Raw genomic sequence first — 17132 nt, 5'->3', positions numbered from 1 at the left:
CCGATCAGCTCCCCGCCCCGGACGCGGCGCCGGCGGCCGGGGAGCCGGGGCCCGGGTCCTGCCAGGAGAGCGCCGACGACGTCGCGCGGTCGAGGGCGTCGGACGACTCGCCGCGCGCCGCGGCCAGCCCCTCCGCGTACCCGACCGCGTACGCGGTGACGGGCGCGGCGGGCCGCGCCACCTGGTGCGCGGCGTCGCGCGCGAGGTCGAGCACCGCACCGACGTCCACGCTGCGCGGCGGCAGCCCGAGCTCCGCCTCGAGGGCGTCCACCCACCGGTCCAGCACGCTGGAGCCGGGCTCCGCGCCGCGGGGGGTGGCGGGGGGCGTCTGGTCGGTCATCGGTGTCCTCCCGGGCGGTCGGTCGACGGTCGGTGCGTCGCGGGCTCCGTACCGGCGCGGGCCGCCACGACCGTGTGGCTTCCCGCGTGGCTTCCTGCGTGGCTTCCTGCGTGGGGTCCTACCGTAAGCCGTCGCAGGTCGTCCCAGGTGTCGACGTCCGCGCTCACGGCGTCGCGGTCGGGCACCTCCGCGCACGACAGCTCCGCGACGAGACGGCGCACCGGCACCCCGACGAGCCCGCCGGGTATCCCCGGCCCGGCGACGACGTCGAGTGCGCGGCGCAGCGCGTCGCGCCGGTACAGGCCCACCAGCCACTGCGCGTGGCCCTCGCGGACCAGGTACGCGCCGTCGAGGTCGCCGGCGGGCGGGTCGACGGCGGCGCGCAGCAGCGGCACGGCGTCGCCCGCGCGGGGCACGTCGACGGCGAGCACGAGCACCCACGGCGGCACGGCACGGCCCGGCGCCGCCACCGACACCGCGTCCAGGGTCCGCAGCCCGGCGTCGAGGCCGGCGACGGGGCCCCCGAACGGCGGGTCCTCGCGGGTGACGAGCACGTCGCGGCCGGGCGGCAGGACGGGGTCCGGGCCGACGACGACGGTGCGAGCGGCGTCGCGGGCCGCGGCGAGGGCGCGGTCGAGCAGCGTGGCGCCGTCGAGCACCACGGTCGGCTTGGGCACGCCGCCGAGGCGCGTGGCGCGACCGCCGGCGAGGATCACGGCGTCGTGCCGGACGGGCGTCGTCCTGTCGGGGGCCACGTCAGCCCCCGGCGCCGAGCGGCAGGTCGAGCGGCAGCACGTCGAGCCCGTCACCGGCCTCGACCTTCTCGACGTCCGGCGGGACGAGGGCGAGCGCGTCGGCGCCGAGCAGCGTCGACGTCGCGTGGCCGCCCGGGCGGTGGCCGGCGCCCGGCGCGGTGGCCCGCGCGACGGCGCCCGACGGCAACGTCCGCACCGGCACGACGTGGGTGCGTCCCGGCGGGCTCGGCCACGCCTCGGCGGCGGGGCGCCGCACCGGTCGCGGGGGCTCGCGGCCCGCGAGGGCGGCGAGCGCCGGGCGTACGAACAGCGCGAACGACACGAACGCGCTCACCGGGTTGCCGGGCAGCGCCACCCACGGCACGCCCCGCCAGCGCGCGAGCGCCTGCGGCCGCCCGGGCCGCAGCGCCACGGCGGCGACGTCCACGTCCGTGAGCCGCGCGTCGTCGTCGGCCAGCACCGCCCGCACGACGTCCGACGCCCCCGCCGACACCCCGCCGGTCGTGACGACCAGGTCGACGGCCGCGCCCACGACATGATCGAGCGCGGCGCGGAGGGCGTCGGCGTCGTCGGGGACGGCGCCGACGCGCACGACGTCGGCGCCCGCGGCGCGCGCGAGCGCCGTCAGCAGCAGCGAGTTGGAGTCGGGGATCAGCCCGTCGCCGGCGATGCCGCCACCCTCGGCCGGCACCAGCTCCGACCCCGTCGACAGCACGGCCACGCACGGCCGACGGCGCACCGGCAGCGCGGTCAGCCCGCCCGAGGCCGCGACGGCGACCAGCGCCGGGGTGACGGCGTCGCCCGCCCGGCCGAGCACGTCGCCGGGCCGCACGTCCTCGCCCCGGTGCCGCAGGTGGGCCCGGGGCTGCCGGGCGAGCGTGACCTCGCGCTCCGTCGTCGGGCCGCCCGCGACGAACCGGCCCGTCGACGTGCGCTCCACCGGCACGACGGCGTCGGCCCAGACGGGCACCGGCGCTCCGGTCATGATCCGCACCGCGCCCCCGTCGCGCTCACCACGGTCGGGGGGCGAGCCCGGGCGGAGGTCGCCGACGACGGGCAGGGTCACGGGGGAGCCGTCGGTGGGGAGGTCGGCGAGGCGCACCGCGTAGCCGTCCATCGCCGCGGCGTCGAACGGCGGCACGAGCGCAGCGGCGCGCACGTCGGCTCCGAGCACGCGGCCCGGGCCCTCGACGGCGAGGGCGTCCAGACCGACGTCCTGGACGGGCAGCGGCCCGACCCGCGCCAGCACGGCGGCGGCATGCTCCGCGAGGCTGCGCGAGGTGCTCATGGGGCCACGCTAGGCCGACGACGTGTCGCCCGTGCGGCGCGCGCCTCACGACCGACCGCGCCCGGGGGTGAGACGGCGGGGCGCGCCGTCATCCGGCGTTCGCCCGCACGCGCTTGCGCACCGGGCCGAGCGTGAACAGCAGGGTGAGCAGCGCCGTCAGCGCGAGCAGGCCGAACCCGATGCCGTAGTCGCCCCGCGCGCCGTAGACGGCGCCCATGATCAGCGGCGGGATGAAGCCGCCGAGGCCGCCCGCTGCGCCGACGACGCCGGTCACGGCGCCCACCGTCCCGGGCGGGGCCATCTTCGCCACGAGGGCGAAGGTCGCGCCGGAGGAGCCGCCGAGTGCCGCCGCCATCGCGAGGAACGCGATCGTCGCCACGGGGATCAGGCCGGGCTGGAAGATGATCACGGCGGCCCCGACGGTCACGACCGCATAGCACACCAGGTTCACCGCGACGCCGCCCACCTTGTCCGACAGGGTGCCGCCGATCGGCCGGCAGATCACCGCGAGCACGACGAAGCCGGCGGTGCGGAACGACGCGTCGCCGGCGCTCAGGTCGTACGCGTTCTGCAGGAAGGTCGGCAGGTAGACGGAGAACGCGACGAAGCCGCCGAACCCGATCGCGTACAGCCAGGACAGCTGCAGCGTGGCGGGGATCTTCAGGGTCGCCCAGGTGCGCGCCCACATGCCGCCGCCGGCGCCGGGCGACCAGGCCGGGGAGTCCTGCAGCAGGGCACGCGAGGCGAGGGCGAAGACCGCCAGGAACACCGCCACGATGATGAACGGGGCGCCGTCGCCCCACGCGTCCCGGATCGGCACGGTCGAGAACGACGCGATGGCCGTGCCGCCCATGCCGGCGCCGAAGATGCCGATCGCGGTGCCACGGCGGGCCGGCGGGTACCAGTTGTTCACGAACGGGACGCCGATGGCGAACGTCGTCCCGCCCAGGCCGAGGAAGAACCCGCCGATCAGCAGCCACACCAGGCTGTTCGCGACGAACCCGATGAACAGCACGGGGATGATCGTCAGCGCGGCGCACAGCGGGAACATCACCTTGGCGCCGAAGCGGTCGGTGAGCGCGCCGATCGGGATGCGCCCGAGGGACCCCACGATCACGGGGACGGCCACCAGCACGGAGACCTCGAAGTCGGACAGGTGGTACAGCTGCCCGTAGCTGTTGCCGAGCGGTCCGAGCAGCGCCCACGCCCAGAAGCAGATCGCGAAGCCGATCGTCGCGAGGGTGAGCTGGGTGACGTTGCCCTGCACGGCCGGGGCGGCCGGCGCGTCGGCCGGTCCCGGGGTGGCTGCCGAGGTCATGGTTCCTCCAGTCGTGACGGACGGTCGTGACGGACGGTCGGGATCAGCGGGGCGGCGTCGTCGTGGGGTCCCACCCGGGCCGCGGCGCCCGCGACGTCACGGACGCCTCCCGGGAGCGGTAGACCACGTAGGGCCGGAACGGGTACTGCACGGGGGCGGAGAACGCGTGCACCAGCCGTGTGAAGGGCCACAGCGCGAACAGGAGCATCGCCGCGACGATGTGCACCTGGAACGCCGCGGGCACGCCCTCCATGAGCGCGGGCTGCGGCTGGAGGTACCAGAGCGACCGGAACCAGGGCGAGATCGTCTCCCGGTAGTCGTACCCGTGCCCGCCCGCGAGGATCTGCGTCTGGACGGTGGCCCAGGCCCCCGACAGCAGGGACGCGGCGAGGAACACGTACATGGTCTTGTCCATGCGCGTGGTCGCGAGGAAGACCGGGCCGGTGGAACGGCGCCGGTAGACGAGGATCAGCAGGCCGGCGACCGCCACGAGTGCGGCGATGGACCCCATCGACGTCGCGATGAAGTGGTAGAACCCCTCGCTGACCCCGACGGCCTCGGTCCAGGTGTTCGGGATCACGAGCCCGAGGAAGTGCCCGAGCACGACGAACAGCAGCCCGAAGTGGAACAGGGGCGAGCCCCAGCGCAGCAGGCGCTTCTCGTAGAGCTCGCTGGAGCGCGTGGTCCAGCCGAACTTGTCGTACCGGTACCGCCAGATCGACCCCACGACCAGGACGGCGAAGGTCACGTAGGGCAGCACGACCCAGAGGATGATCTTGTCGGCGGAGGCGTCCGTCAGGCCCATGGCAGGTCCTTCCCGTCGTTCCCGTACCCGGCGTCCCCGTACCCGCTCAGCCCCACCAGCTCCGCGGGCGGGCCGGCCGCCACGAGGTCGGCGACGCGCTCGGCGGTGGCCGCGTCGACGGGTGGGAGGGTGAGGCTCACGGCCTCGACCGCCGCCGTCCAGGGCGAGCGCTGCGCGGCGAGCGCCGAGCGCAGCACCTCGATGCCGTCCCGGTGGGCCGTGAGCAGCGCGCCGGCGATCCGGGCGCCGTCGGGCCCGCCGCGGGCGGACAGCTCCAGGACGGTGGGCAGGTAGTCGGGCAGCTCGTCGCCGGTGGTCTCGAACCCGGCGGCGCGGTACGCCTCGACGAACCGCACGAGGGCGGCGCCGCGCTTCCGGGTGTCGCCTGCCGCGTAGTACGACAGGTACATGGCGCAGCGGCGCTTGAGGTCGAACGTCGCGACGTACCGGGCCTGCAGCGCGTCGGGGTCGCCGTCGAGCAGCGTCGTGGCGAGCCCGGAGAGGCGGTCCCGGACCGGGTCGGGCAGGCCGGCGACGGCGTCGCGCACCGTGGGCGCCGCCTCGAGCGTCGCGTCGTCCGGGTAGGCGAGCAGCACCGACGCGGCCATGTGCGCGACGGCGCGGTCCCCGTCGCCCAGCGGCACCGGCGCGAGCGGGTCGAGGCGCTTGGCGCGCACGCCCGGGCGGGGCAGGAAAGCGAGGCTCACGACCGCCCCTCCTCGCCCGCGCCGTCCTCGCCCGGCGGGAACAGGCCCGTGGGCCGGCCGTTGCCGTCCCAGTTGAGCAGGTTGACGCGCCCGGGGGTGGACGGCCCGTAGGGGGAGTCCGCCGTCTGCCGGGCGGAGAGCGCGTGGAAGTTCTCCACCGCGACGGGGGTGGGCTGGCCGGACGACGAGCCGAACGGGCCCGCGCCGCCCATGCCGGGGCCGCCCTCGAAGTCGAGCGAGCAGGCCATCTCCTCCAGCTCGCGCGCCACCTCGGTGTGCGCGGTGGGGATGACGTACCGCTCCTCGTACTTGGCGATGGCCAGCAGGCGGTACATCTCCTGGACCTGGTCGCCGGTCATGCCGACGGCCTCGGCGTTCTCCTCCGGGAACTCACGCCCCAGGTTCACCTCCCGCATCCCTGACCGCATGGCCGCGAGCCGGCGCAGCACCCGCTCGACGGGGCCGGTGTCGCCGGCGGTGAACAGGCCGGCGAGGTACTCCAGCGGGATGCGCAGCTGCGAGATGGCGGCGAACAGGGTGCGCCCGTCCTCGCCGTCGTTGCCGGAGCTGGCGACGACGTCGACCACGGGGGACAGCGGCGGGATGTACCAGACCATCGGCAGCGTCCGGTACTCCGGGTGCAGGGGGAGCGCGACCTCGTACTCCGAGATGAGCTTCCAGATCGGGGAGCGTTGCGCGGCCTCGATCCAGTCGTCGGGGATGCCCTCGCGGCGGGCGGCGGCCATGACCTCGGGGTCGTGCGGGTCCAGGAACACCTCGCGCTGTGCGGCGAGCAGGTCGTGCTCGTCCTCGATGGCGGCGGCCGCGCCGACCTTGTCCGCGTCGTAGAGGACGAGGCCGAGGTAGCGCAGGCGGCCGACGCAGGTCTCGGAGCACACGGTGGGCAGCCCGACCTCGAGGCGCGGGTAGCACAGCGTGCACTTCTCGGCCTTGCCGGTCTTGTGGTTGAAGTAGACCTTCTTGTACGGGCAGCCGGTGACGCACATGCGCCAGCCGCGGCACTGGTCCTGGTCGACGAGCACGATGCCGTCCTCGACCCGCTTGTACATCGCGCCCGACGGGCAGGAGGCGACGCACGACGGGTTGAGGCAGTGCTCGCAGATGCGCGGCAGGTAGAACATGAACGTCTGCTCGAGCTCCTCGGCGACGTGCTCGCTCATGTGCTTGAGGATCGGGTCGTCCTGCATCGTCGCGGTGGACCCGCCGAGGTCGTCGTCCCAGTTCGCCGACCACTGGATCGACATGTCCTCGCCGGTGAGCAGCGACTTCGGCTTCGCGACCGGGGTGTGCTCGCCCTGCGGGGCGCTGAGCAGCATGTCGTACTCGTACGTCCACGGCTCGTAGTAGTCGTGGATGGAGGGCAGCTTCGGGTTGGCGAAGATCGAGGCGAGCTTCTTGGCCCGCCCGCCGGCGCGGAGCTTGAGCTTGCCGCGCTTGGTGCGCACCCAGCCGCCCTGCCAGGTCTCCTGGTCCTCGTAGGTGCGGGGGTAGCCGAGACCCGGGCGGGTCTCGACGTTGTTGAACCACACGTACTCGGTGCCGGTGCGGTTCGTCCACGCCTGCTTGCACGTCACCGAGCAGGTGTGGCACCCGATGCACTTGTCGAGGTTCATCACCATCGACATCTGCGCCATGACCTTCACTGGTACCGCACCTCCTGGCTGCGACGCCGGATGACCGTGACCTCGTCCCGTTGGTTGCCCGTGGGGCCGAGGTAGTTGAACGCGTAGGTGAGCTGCCCGTAGCCGCCCGCAAGGTGCGTGGGTTTGAGCAGGATCCGGGTCAGGGAGTTGTGGATGCCGCCGCGACGGCCGGACGTCTCGGCGAGGGGCACGTCCACCGTGCGGTCCGTGGCGTGGTGCATGTAGACCGTGCCCTCGGGCATGCGGTGGGAGACGACGGCGCGCGCGACGACGACGCCGTTGCGGTTCACCGCCTCGATCCACTCGTTGTCCGCCACGCCGATCTTCGCGGCGTCCGCGGGGCTCATCCAGACGTTGGGGCCGCCGCGCGACAGCGACAGCATGAACAGGTTGTCCTGGTACTCCGAGTGGATGGACCACTTCGAGTGCGGTGTCAGGTAGCGCACCGCGACGGCGGCATGGCCGGTGCCGCTGCCGTCGGCGCCCCCGTCGTCGAACGCGCCGGGCGTGGGGGAGTCGCCGAACAGGCGGTGCAGGTCGAGCGGCGGCCGGTACACCGGCAGCTGCTCGCCCAGCTCGATCATCCAGTCGTGGTCGAGGTAGAAGTGCTGGCGCCCGGTGAGCGTGTGCCACGGCTTGAGCCGCTCGACGTTCACCGCGAACGCCGTGTACCGGCGCCCGCCGTGCTCCGACCCGGACCACTCGGGGGAGGTGATCACCGTCGTCGGGCGCGACTGCACGTCCGGGAAGGTCACGCGCTTGGCCTGGTCGTCGGCCGCCAGGTCCGCCAGCCGCTGGCCGGTGCGCTTCTCCAGGTGCTCGAACCCCTGCACCGCGAGGCGCCCGTTCGTGGTGCCGGACAGGGCCAGGATCGTCTCGCAGGCGTGGGTGTCGCGGTCCAGGCGCGGCCGACCGGCCGCGGGGCCGGACGCGACCAGGCCGTTGACCTGCCCGAGCCTGCGCACCTCCTCGTCCGGCATGAACGCGACGCCCTTGGTGGCCATGCCCTTGGAGTCGGTGAGCGGCCCGAGCGCGGCCATGCGCGCGGCGAACGCCGGGTAGTCGCGCTGCACCACCTGCAGCCGCGGCATCGTCACGCCCGGGACCAGCTCGCGCTCCGTGACCGGTGCGCCCGCGTCCGTGAGCGTGCCGTGCGGCACCGCGAGCTCGTCGGGGGAGTCGTGCAGCAGGGGCGTCGCGACCAGGTCCTCGCGCACGCCCAGGTGCTCCACCGACATCTGCGAGACCAGCCCCGCCAGCGTGTGGAACGTGTCGAAGTCGGTCTTGGTCTGCCACGGCGGGTTGATCGCCGGGTTGAACGAGTGCACGAACGGGTGCATGTCCGTGCTCGACAGGTCGTGCTTCTCGTACCAGGTGGCCGCGGGGAGCACGACGTCGGAGAACAGCGTGGTGCTCGTCATGCGGAAGTCCATCGTGACCAGCAGGTCGAGCTTGCCGCGCGGCGCCTCGTCGCGCCACGTCATCGACGCCGGACGGCGGCCCTCCGGGGCCTCGTCGGCCAGCACGGAGGCGTCCGTGTCGAGCAGGTGCTTGAGGAAGTACTCGTTGCCCTTGCCGGAGGAGCCGAGGATGTTGGCCCGCCAGATCGTCAGCACCCGGGGGAAGTTGGCCGGGTCGTCCGGGTCCTCGCAGGCGAACCGCAGGTTCCCGGCCTTGAGCTCGTCGACGACGTGCTGCTCGGGCTCCTTGCCCGCCGCGCGCGCCTCGTCCACGAGGTCCAGGGGGTTGCGGTCGAACGTCGGGTAGCTCGGCATCCAGCCGCGCTGCGCGGACTCCACCAGGGAGTCCGCCGTCGTGCGGCCCGCCAGGACCCCGGGCGCGAGGGGCGAGGCGAGCGCGTCGGCCGGCATCCCGTCGTAGCGCCACTGGTCCGTGGCCAGGTAGAACCAGCCGGTGCCGATCATCTGGCGCGGCGGGCGCACCCAGTCCAGGCCGCCCGCGTACTGCGCCCAGCCGGTGATCGGGCGGCACTTCTCCTGGCCCACGTAGTGCGCCCAGCCGCCGCCGTTGACGCCCTGGCAGCCGGTGATCGTGGTGAGCGTGAGGAAGGCGCGGTAGATCGTGTCCGAGTGGAACCAGTGGTTCGCGCCCGCGCCCATGATGATCATCGAGCGGCCGCCCGAGTCCTCGGCGTTCTGCGCGAACTCGCGGCCGATCTGCGCGGCGTCCGCCGCCCGGACGCCGGTGATCTCCTCCTGCCAGGCCGGGGTGCCCGGGGCGGTCGCGTCGTCGTAGCCGGTGGGCCACTCGCCCGGCAGGTCGAGGTCCGCCCGCTCGACGCCGTACTGCGCCAGCAGCAGGTCGAACACGGTCGTCACCAGGTGCCCGCCCACGCGCCGGGTCGGCACGCCGCGCGTCAGCACGCCCTTGCCGCCGAGGTGCGCCTGCTGCGCGCCGTCTCCCGCACCGCCGTCGTCACCGTCGGGGACGACGTCGAACCGGGGCAGCAGCACCGCCGCGGTGCCCCGCTCGCCGGACGCCGCGCCGTCGGCCACCGACAGCAGCGGGTCGACGTCGCCCAGGTCGAGGTTCCACCGCCCCTCGCCCGCCTCGCCGTACCGGTCGGCGAGGGTGCCGTTCGGCGCGACGACGGCGCCGTCGGCGCCCAGCAGCAGCGTCCGGAAGCTCGGGTTCGCCGCGGTCGACGCGCCCGGCAGGACGGCGTCGTCGACGTCCGCGGCGGTGAGGAACTTGCCCGGCACGTACGCGGTGCCGCCCGACTCCGTGGCCCGCTCGTCCAGCCGCACGAGGAACGGGGCGTCCGCGTACCTCTTGAGGTAGTCGACGAACGGCGCGGTGCGCTTCTCGACGAGGAACTCCCGCAGGATCACGTGCCCCATCGCCATCGCCAGGGCCCCGTCGGTGCCCGGCTGCGGCGCCAGCCACTGGTCGGCGAACTTCGTGTTGTCCGCGTAGTCGGGGGAGACCGACACGACCTTGGTGCCGCGGTAGCGCGCCTCGGCCATGAAGTGCGCGTCCGGGGTGCGGGTCACCGGGATGTTGGAGCCCCACATCATGAGGTAGGACGAGTTCCACCAGTCCGCGGACTCCGGCACGTCCGTCTGGTCGCCGAACACCTGCGGGGAGGCGACCGGCAGGTCCGCGTACCAGTCGTAGAACGACAGCATCGTGCCGCCCAGCATCTGCACGAACCGCGCCCCGACGCCGTGCGACACCATCGACATCGCCGGGATGGGGGAGAAGCCCGCGACGCGGTCCGGCCCGTGCGCCTTGATCGTGTGCACGTGCGCCGCCGCGACGATCTCCGCCGCCTCGTCCCACGTGGCCCGCACGAGGCCGCCCTTGCCGCGCGCGCTCTTGTACGCCCGCGCCGTCTCCGGGTCGGACGTCAGCCGCTCCCACGCGAGCACCGGGTCCCCTCCGACCGCGGCCTTCGCCTCGCGGTACGCCCGCAGCAGGACGCCGCGCACGTAGGGGTAGCGCACTCGCGTGGGCGAGTAGGTGTACCAGGAGAACGCGGCGCCGCGGGGGCAGCCGCGCGGCTCGTACTCGGGGGAGTCCGGGCCCACCGACGGGTAGTCGGTCTGCTGCGTCTCCCACGTGATGATGCCGTCCTTGACGTACACCTTCCACGAGCACGAGCCCGTGCAGTTCACGCCATGCGTCGAGCGCACCACCTTGTCGTGCGACCACCGGTCCCGGTAGAAGACGTCACCCTCGCGCCCGCCCTTGAGGAACAGCTGGCGCAGGTCCTCCGACACGTCCCCCTTGCGCAGGTGCTTGCCGAGCCGCAGCAGGGCGTCGGCGGCCCCGGTCGGCGGCGCCGCCCCGAGGTCAGCGGTGACGGGCGGGCGGGTGGTCGACATGCGCACTCCTGGGGCTGGGGAACCGTAGAGTCACTGCTTCGCATCATGGGCCCGGACCTGCGACAGCGCATGTCGGGCAGGGGAGCCGGCGGGAGCGCCCGTCGGCGGTGTCGGAGCCGGGTTCCGTCCGCTGCTCCGCGGACGACCGGGCACGCCGGGACCTCACAGGGCTGCCCCAGAGTCTGTGCGTTCGTGCTCACGCGCATTTCACGGCCCGACGCCGGGCGTCGAAACACCGCCTTCCTAGCGTCGGACCTACCGGCCCGACGACGCGCCGGTGGTTCCAGACCACCGCCCGGCGTCGTCGGGCCCGCGCACAGGAGGACACGCGATGGCCGCACCGACCACCGTGACAACGCCGGCCCGACCCGACGCGCGTCCGGGGGCGATCGACCGCCCCGGCCGCTGGATCGACCGGTGGGAGCCGGAGAACCCGGCGTTCTGGGCGGGCGGCGGCCGCCGCGTCGCGCGGCGCAACCTCGTGATCTCGGTGTTCGCCGAGTTCCTCGGGTTCTGCGTGTGGGCGCTCTGGTCGATCGTCGTGCCGCAGCTCCCGGCCGCCGGCTTCGCCTTCTCGACCGACCAGATGTTCTGGCTCATCGCGGTGCCGTCGCTCGTGGGCGCCACGCTCCGTATCCCGTACACCCTCGCGGTGCCGGTCTTCGGCGGGCGCAACTGGACGATGGTGTCGGCGGGGCTGCTGCTGATCCCGACCCTGACCATGGCGTTCGTCGTCCAGCGCCCGGACACCTCGTTCGGCGTCATGCTCGCCGTGGCCGCGCTCGCCGGGTTCGGCGGCGGCAACTTCGCCTCCTCGATGGCGAACATCTCCTTCTTCTTCCCCGAGAAGGAGAAGGGTGCGGCCCTCGGCTGGAACGCGGCGGGCGGGAACATCGGCACCGCGGCCGTGCAGCTCGCGGTGCCGCTGGTCATCACCGCGGGCGCCGGGGTCGCGCTTCAGCGGGCCGGGCTGATGTTCGTCCCGTTCGTGGTGCTGGCCGTGATCCTCGCCTGGCGGTTCATGGACAACCTGTCGGCCGCGAAGGCCGACCCGCGCACGTTCGTCGTCGCGGTGAAGGAGCCGCACACCTGGATCATCTCGTTCCTCTACATCGGCACGTTCGGGTCGTTCATCGGCTTCTCCGGCGCGTTCCCGACGCTGCTCGCGGGGCAGTTCCCCGAGGTGTCGCTGTCCCTGGCGTTCCTCGGCGCGCTCGTGGGGTCGGTCACCCGCCCCCTGGGCGGCATCCTGGCCGACCGTGTGGGCGGCGCCGTCGTGACGGTGTGCTGCTACGCCATGATGATCGTCGGGGCGCTCGGCGCGATCTCCGCGCTCGGCAGCCACAGCTTCGGCCTCTTCTTCGCCTCGTTCCTCGTGCTCTTCGTGGCCACGGGCGTGGGCAACGGGTCGGTGTACCGGATGATCCCGGCCGCCTTCCGGGTGGCGGGCGCCGGCCGTGACCTGGCGGCGACGGCGAAGGCCGCCGCCGGCTGCATCGGCATCGCGGGCGCGGTCGGCGCCTTCGGCGGGTTCCTCATCCCGCGGGGGTTCGCGATGTCGACGTCGATGACGGGCTCGCTGGTCGCCGCGCTGTGGGTGTTCGTGGGTGCGTACGCGGTGATGGCCGTCGTCACCTGGGCGGTGTACGCGCGGCGCGGCACCGCGATGCGGGCGGCGCGCGTATGACGCCGTCGGGGGCCGCGGTCGCCACCCACTGCCCGTACTGCGCCCTGCAGTGCGGCATGGAGCTCGCGCCCGCCGGCGCCCCCGGGCCCGCGGCGGAGGGTCGGGCGACGCTGCCCGTGACGGTGACGCCGCGGCAGTTCCCCACGAACGGCGGCGGGCTCTGCCAGAAGGGGTGGACCAGCGCGACGGTGCTGCGCGCGAGCGACCGGCTCACGACTCCGCTGGTCCGCGGGGCCGACGGCGCGCTCGCCCCCGCGTCGTGGGACGCCGCCCTCGACCTCGTCGCCGGGCGGCTCGCGGTGCTGGCCGCCGAGCACGGGCCGCAGGCCGTGGCGGTGTTCGGCGGCGGTGGGCTGACGAACGAGAAGGCGTACGCCCTCGGCAAGTTCGCCCGCACCGTGCTGCGCACGCCGTTCATCGACTACAACGGCCGGTTCTGCATGTCGTCCGCCGCCGCGGCGGGCAACCGGGCGTTCGGCCTGGACCGCGGGCTGCCGTTCCCGGTGACCGACCTGGCCGGGGCCGGCGCGATCCTGCTGCTGGGCTCCAACGTGGCCGAGACGATGCCGCCGTTCGTGCAGCACCTCGCCGGCGCGCGCGCCGCGGGCGGGCTCGTCGTCGTCGACCCGCGACGGTCCGCCACGGCGCGGCTCGCCGGGCCGGGCGAGGGCGTGCACCTGCAGCCCGTCCCGGGCACGGACCTCGTGGTGCTGCTGGCGCTGCTGCACGTGCTGGTGGCCGAGCGCCTCGTGGACCGGGAGTACGTGGCGGAGCGCACCGCGGGGTTCGACGACGTCGCGCGGTCGGCCGCAGCCTGGTGGCCGGAGCGCGCGGAGACGGTGTGCGGCGTCCCCGCCGAGGAGCTGCGCCGGGTGGCCCGCCTGCTGGCCGCGGCGTCGCCGTCGCGCGGGGGGCGCGGGGCGTACGTGCTCACCGGGCGTGGCGTCGAGCAGTCGGCGCAGGGCACAGCCACCGTGACGGCGGCGATCGACCTGGCCCTCGCGCTCGGGCTCGTGGGCCGGGCGGGGTCGGGGTACGGCTGCCTCACCGGGCAGGGCAACGGGCAGGGCGGGCGCGAGCACGGGCAGAAGTGCGACCAGCTGCCCGGCTACCGCAAGATCGACGACCCGGCCGCCCGCGCGCACGTCGCGGGCGTGTGGGGCGTGGACCCGGGGTCGCTGCCCGGGCCGGGCGTCCCCGCCGTCGAGCTGCTCACCTCGCTCGGCGCCCCCGGCGGGCCGCGCGCGCTGCTGGTGCACGGCTCGAACGTCGTCGTGTCGGCACCGAACTCCGACCGGGTGCGCGAAGGGCTCGCCGCCCTCGACCTGCTCGTGGTGTGCGACGTCGTGCCGTCCGAGACCGCGCTGCTCGCCGACGTCGTGCTGCCCACCACCCAGTGGGCGGAGGAGGAGGGCACGATGACGAACCTCGAGGGACGCGTGATCCGCCGACGGCGGGCCACCGACCCGCCGGGTGAGGCCCGGTCCGAGCTGTGGATCCTCGCGGAGCTGGCCCGACGCCTGGGCTCCGACGTCGCGTTCCCGACCGACCCCGCCGTCGTGTTCGACGAGCTGGCGCGCGCGTCGGCGGGTGGCGTCGCCGACTACTCCGGGCTCAGCCACGACCGGCTCGACGCGCACGAGGCCGCCGGCGGCGCGGGGCTGTACTGGCCCTGCCCCGCCGCTCCCTCTGACAACTCGACGGGGCAGCACCCCGGGACGCCGCGCGTGTTCCTCGACCGGTTCGCGACGCCGGACGGCCGGGCGCGGATGGTCGCGGTGGACCACGCCGGCCCGTCCGACGACGTGCGCCCCGACGCGCCGACGTACCTCGTCACGGGGCGGGTGCTGCAGCACTACCAGTCCGGCGCGCAGACGCACCGGGTGCCCGAGCTGGAGCGGCTGGTCCCCGAGCCGTACGTCGAGCTGCACCCCCTGCTCGGGCTGCGGGTCGGCGTGCCGGACGGCGGCCGGGCGCGGCTGGCCTCGGCCCGCGGCGTCGTCGAGGCGACGGCCCGCTGGACCGACGCCGTCCGCCCGGACACCGTCTTCATGCCCTTCCACTGGAGCGGCGCGGGCAGCGTCAACCGCCTCACCACCGACGCCGTCGACCCGGTCTCCGCGATGCCGGAGTTCAAGGTCTGCGCGGTGTCGGTGACGCCGGCCGTCCCCGCTCCGGCCGCGACGGCCGAGCACGTCGAGACCCTGGAGGTCCTCGCATGAGTCACGACCCGCAGCAGGGGCTGCGCGTGCCGCACCGCGTGGTCGTGATCGGTCACGGCATGGTGGGCGCGCGCCTGGCGGACGAGCTGTCCCGGCGCGACGGCGACGGCGCGCTCGACGTCACCGTGCTCGGGGCCGAGCCCTACGAGCCGTACAACCGGGTGCTGCTGTCCGACGTGGTCGCCGGGCGCACGGACGTCGCGGCGATCGGCATGCCCACGGTCGACGACGGCCGCACCCGCGTGCTGCGGGGCACGGCGGTGACGGCCGTCGACCGGGACGCCCGCGTGGTCCTCACCGACGAGGGGACCCGCCACCCCTACGACCACCTGGTCCTCGCCACCGGCGCCGCCGCGCGCCTGCCCGACGTGCCCGGCCTCGGCACGGACGCCACCGCCCTGCCCGCCGGGGTGCACGCGCTGCGCACGCTCGACGACGCCCGCGAGGTGGTCGCCGCCACCGTGAACGCCCCGCGCGCGGTGGTCGTCGGCGGCGGGGTGCTGGGCGTGGAGCTGGCGCTCGGCCTGGCCGGGCGCGGCCTGCCCACGACGCTCGTGCACGGCGCGGGGGCGCCGATGGACCGGCAGCTCGACGACCAGGCGGGCGCCGTGCTGCGCGCGAGCCTGGAGGCGGCGGGCGTGGCCGTGCGCACGGGGGTGCGGCCGCAGGAGGTGCTCGTCGTCGGCGGCCGGGCCGTCGGGGTGCGGCTCGACGGCGCGACGACCGAACCGGGGGAGACGCTCGGCGCGGGCCTGGTCGTCCTCGCGTGCGGCACCGCGCCGGAGACGGCGCTGGCCCGACGGTCCGGGCTCGCCGTCGAGCGGGGCGTCGTCGTGGGCCCGGACCTGGCGAGCGTGACCGACCCCCGGGTCTTCGCCGTCGGCGACTGTGCGCAGCCTCCGGAGGGGTCGCGCGGCCTCGTCGCGGAGGGCTGGGACCAGGCGCGGAGGCTCGCCGAGCACCTCGTGGGCCTCGCGGCGCGCCCGCGCCCGGCGGCGCGGGTCGAGGGCCCGCGCGAGCACCTGCGGCTGCCGGGCGACGGCGCGGGGCCGTCGATGGCGGTGCGCCTCGGCACCCTGCTGTCCTCGCGCGCGCCGGGGGCGCGGGCGGGCGGCGTCGATGCCCGCGGGACCGACGTCGTCAAGGTCAAGGCAGGGCCGCTGAGCGTGGTCGCGATGGGCCGCTGCGGTTCCGGGCGCGTCCCGGAACCGGGGGAGCGGGCCGTGCGCCTCGGCGATCCGGCCGCGGGGCGCTTCGTCGAGGCCGTGGTGGCGGGCGGCGTCCTGGTCGGCGCGACGTGCGTGGGCGACCCTCGCGTGGCCGCCGACCTCACCGCCGCCTACACCCGCCGCACCCCCGTGCCCGCCGACCCGGCGTTCCTGCTGCTCACGCCCGTCATGCCGGCTGCCGAGCCGGCGTCCAGCCCCGAGCACATGCCCGACGACGCCACCGTCTGCCGCTGCAACGGCGTCACCAAGCACGACATCGCGGCCTGCGTGGCCGACGGCGCGACGACGCAGGACGACGTCGCCCGCGCCACGCGCGCCACCACCGGCTGCGGCAGCTGCACCGAGGCCGTGTGCGGGTTGGTGGAGTGGCTGTCGACCGCGCGGCAGGCGCGGTCGGAGACGGAGGGGCAGGAGGCCGGGGAGGTCCACTCGAGCGTGTAGCGGAAGAACCGCCGCAGCCGACGTCGAGCACGCGGCGTCTCCGGCGCGGCAGGCGGCGCAGGATCCAGCCGTGGACGCGGTCGTTGTGGTTCCACGGATTCCGGTCGTTGAGCCGGCCGAGCCGTCGGCCGACGGAGCGGACCAGCGGGTTCGTCGTCGTACGCCGATCGAGCTGCGTCGTCGGCATCGTCCTCGGCATGGACAGCGAGGGTAGCGTCACGACCGTGCCGAACCTCGTCCTGCTGTGCGGCCCCGCCGGCGCGGGCAAGTCCACGCACGCCCGCCGCTACGCGGCCGACGGCTACGCGGTCGCGTCCGTCGACGAGCTCGCGTGGGCGGCCGGGCACCCGGCCGTGCACCCGCTGCCCGACGACGCCGCCCGCCGGGTGGCGGACGCGCTGCGGTCCCGGGTTGCGACGCTCCTCGAGGAGGGGCGCGACGTCGTCGTCGACTCGTCGTTCTGGTCCCGCGCGTCCCGGGACGAGTACCGCGCGCTCGGCGCGGCGCACGGCGCGGACACGCTGGTCGTCCACGTCGACACCCCGCGCGACGTCGCCCTCGCGCGCGTCGCCGCCCGGGCCGCCGCGCACCCGCACGACGTCGTCCTGACCCCCGAGGTCGCGGCGGCGTACCACGACGGCTTCGAGGTCCCGACGCCCGACGAGGGCCCGCTGGAGACCGTCCGCGGGATGTGACCTTCGAGCACGGGATCTGTACCGCGATGAGGTCCCATGGCGATACAGATCCCGTGCTCGACAGGGACAGGACGGTTCTCTCGCGCGGCATGTTTCGCGCGTGAGGCAGATGTTCCCGTGAGGTAACCGTGGC

General features: G+C 74.9%; 12 protein-coding genes. 4 read left to right on the top strand and 8 right to left on the bottom strand.

Translation table 11 applies throughout. The annotated features are described in order from the left end of the window. Nucleotides 1-4: 4 nt before the first annotated feature. From ACQP6G_RS19845 to ACQP6G_RS19810, 8 genes are all read right to left on the bottom strand, one after another. The gene (locus tag ACQP6G_RS19845; RefSeq protein WP_429766922.1) at nucleotides 5-340 is read right to left on the bottom strand and encodes a DUF6457 domain-containing protein; all 336 of its coding nucleotides are present in this window, start codon (nucleotides 338-340) and stop codon (nucleotides 5-7) included. Further along, nucleotides 337-1095, bottom strand: a complete 759-nt coding sequence (gene mobA, locus ACQP6G_RS19840) for a molybdenum cofactor guanylyltransferase (protein ID WP_429766920.1) — start codon at nucleotides 1093-1095, stop codon at nucleotides 337-339. Before mobA ends, ACQP6G_RS19845 begins: the two co-directional genes overlap by 4 nt. A 1-nt stretch (nucleotide 1096) precedes the next feature. Beyond that, nucleotides 1097-2383 (bottom strand): molybdopterin molybdotransferase MoeA, encoded by a 1287-nt coding sequence (locus tag ACQP6G_RS19835; RefSeq protein WP_429766918.1) that lies wholly within the window; start codon nucleotides 2381-2383, stop codon nucleotides 1097-1099. Between the two features lie 88 nt (nucleotides 2384-2471). After that, a complete protein-coding gene (locus ACQP6G_RS19830) occupies nucleotides 2472-3701 on the bottom strand; it encodes an MFS transporter (protein ID WP_429766916.1) in 1230 nt (409 codons plus the stop codon). A gap of 43 nt (nucleotides 3702-3744) precedes the next feature. Continuing rightward, nucleotides 3745-4506: a respiratory nitrate reductase subunit gamma gene (gene narI / locus ACQP6G_RS19825; protein ID WP_429766914.1), complete on the bottom strand. Its 762-nt coding sequence runs from the start codon at nucleotides 4504-4506 to the stop codon at nucleotides 3745-3747. Then, the gene (gene narJ, locus ACQP6G_RS19820) at nucleotides 4497-5213 is read right to left on the bottom strand and encodes a nitrate reductase molybdenum cofactor assembly chaperone (protein WP_429766912.1); all 717 of its coding nucleotides are present in this window, start codon (nucleotides 5211-5213) and stop codon (nucleotides 4497-4499) included. The genes narI and narJ overlap by 10 nt, the downstream gene beginning before the upstream one ends. Then, a complete protein-coding gene (gene narH / locus ACQP6G_RS19815; RefSeq protein WP_429766910.1) occupies nucleotides 5210-6877 on the bottom strand; it encodes a nitrate reductase subunit beta in 1668 nt (555 codons plus the stop codon). The genes narJ and narH overlap by 4 nt, the downstream gene beginning before the upstream one ends. Next, nucleotides 6874-10725, bottom strand: coding sequence for a nitrate reductase subunit alpha (locus tag ACQP6G_RS19810; RefSeq protein ID WP_429766908.1), 3852 nt, complete (start codon nucleotides 10723-10725; stop codon nucleotides 6874-6876). Before ACQP6G_RS19810 ends, narH begins: the two co-directional genes overlap by 4 nt. Nucleotides 10726-11056: 331 nt before the next feature. Between ACQP6G_RS19810 and ACQP6G_RS19805 the strand changes: the two genes are divergently transcribed. From ACQP6G_RS19805 to ACQP6G_RS19790, 4 genes are all read left to right on the top strand, one after another. Continuing rightward, a complete protein-coding gene (locus tag ACQP6G_RS19805) occupies nucleotides 11057-12412 on the top strand; it encodes an MFS transporter (protein ID WP_429766907.1) in 1356 nt (451 codons plus the stop codon). Then, the gene (locus ACQP6G_RS19800; protein ID WP_429766905.1) at nucleotides 12409-14634 is read left to right on the top strand and encodes a molybdopterin oxidoreductase family protein; all 2226 of its coding nucleotides are present in this window, start codon (nucleotides 12409-12411) and stop codon (nucleotides 14632-14634) included. The genes ACQP6G_RS19805 and ACQP6G_RS19800 overlap by 4 nt, the downstream gene beginning before the upstream one ends. Then, nucleotides 14631-16304, top strand: coding sequence for an FAD-dependent oxidoreductase (locus ACQP6G_RS19795; RefSeq protein WP_429766903.1), 1674 nt, complete (start codon nucleotides 14631-14633; stop codon nucleotides 16302-16304). The genes ACQP6G_RS19800 and ACQP6G_RS19795 overlap by 4 nt, the downstream gene beginning before the upstream one ends. A gap of 197 nt (nucleotides 16305-16501) precedes the next feature. Continuing rightward, a complete protein-coding gene (locus tag ACQP6G_RS19790; RefSeq protein ID WP_429766901.1) occupies nucleotides 16502-16999 on the top strand; it encodes a P-loop nucleotide/nucleoside kinase family protein in 498 nt (165 codons plus the stop codon). Nucleotides 17000-17132 lie beyond the last annotated feature (133 nt).

This window comes from Isoptericola nanjingensis, from assembly GCF_050311635.1.
Taxonomy (GTDB): domain Bacteria; phylum Actinomycetota; class Actinomycetes; order Actinomycetales; family Cellulomonadaceae; genus Isoptericola; species Isoptericola nanjingensis.
Note: the sequence above shows the minus strand (reverse complement) of the source record. Positions and strands in the feature narration are given on the sequence as shown.

Coding starts and splice junctions, on each gene's coding strand:
- ACQP6G_RS19800 (WP_429766905.1), top strand. CDS start 12,409: ATGACGCCGTCGGGGGCCGCGGTCGCCACCCACTGCCCGTACTGCGCC.
- ACQP6G_RS19830 (WP_429766916.1), bottom strand. CDS start 3,701: ATGACCTCGGCAGCCACCCCGGGACCGGCCGACGCGCCGGCCGCCCCG.
- ACQP6G_RS19835 (WP_429766918.1), bottom strand. CDS start 2,383: ATGAGCACCTCGCGCAGCCTCGCGGAGCATGCCGCCGCCGTGCTGGCG.
- ACQP6G_RS19845 (WP_429766922.1), bottom strand. CDS start 340: ATGACCGACCAGACGCCCCCCGCCACCCCCCGCGGCGCGGAGCCCGGC.
- ACQP6G_RS19810 (WP_429766908.1), bottom strand. CDS start 10,725: ATGTCGACCACCCGCCCGCCCGTCACCGCTGACCTCGGGGCGGCGCCG.
- ACQP6G_RS19790 (WP_429766901.1), top strand. CDS start 16,502: ATGGACAGCGAGGGTAGCGTCACGACCGTGCCGAACCTCGTCCTGCTG.
- ACQP6G_RS19805 (WP_429766907.1), top strand. CDS start 11,057: ATGGCCGCACCGACCACCGTGACAACGCCGGCCCGACCCGACGCGCGT.
- ACQP6G_RS19795 (WP_429766903.1), top strand. CDS start 14,631: ATGAGTCACGACCCGCAGCAGGGGCTGCGCGTGCCGCACCGCGTGGTC.
- narI (WP_429766914.1), bottom strand. CDS start 4,506: ATGGGCCTGACGGACGCCTCCGCCGACAAGATCATCCTCTGGGTCGTG.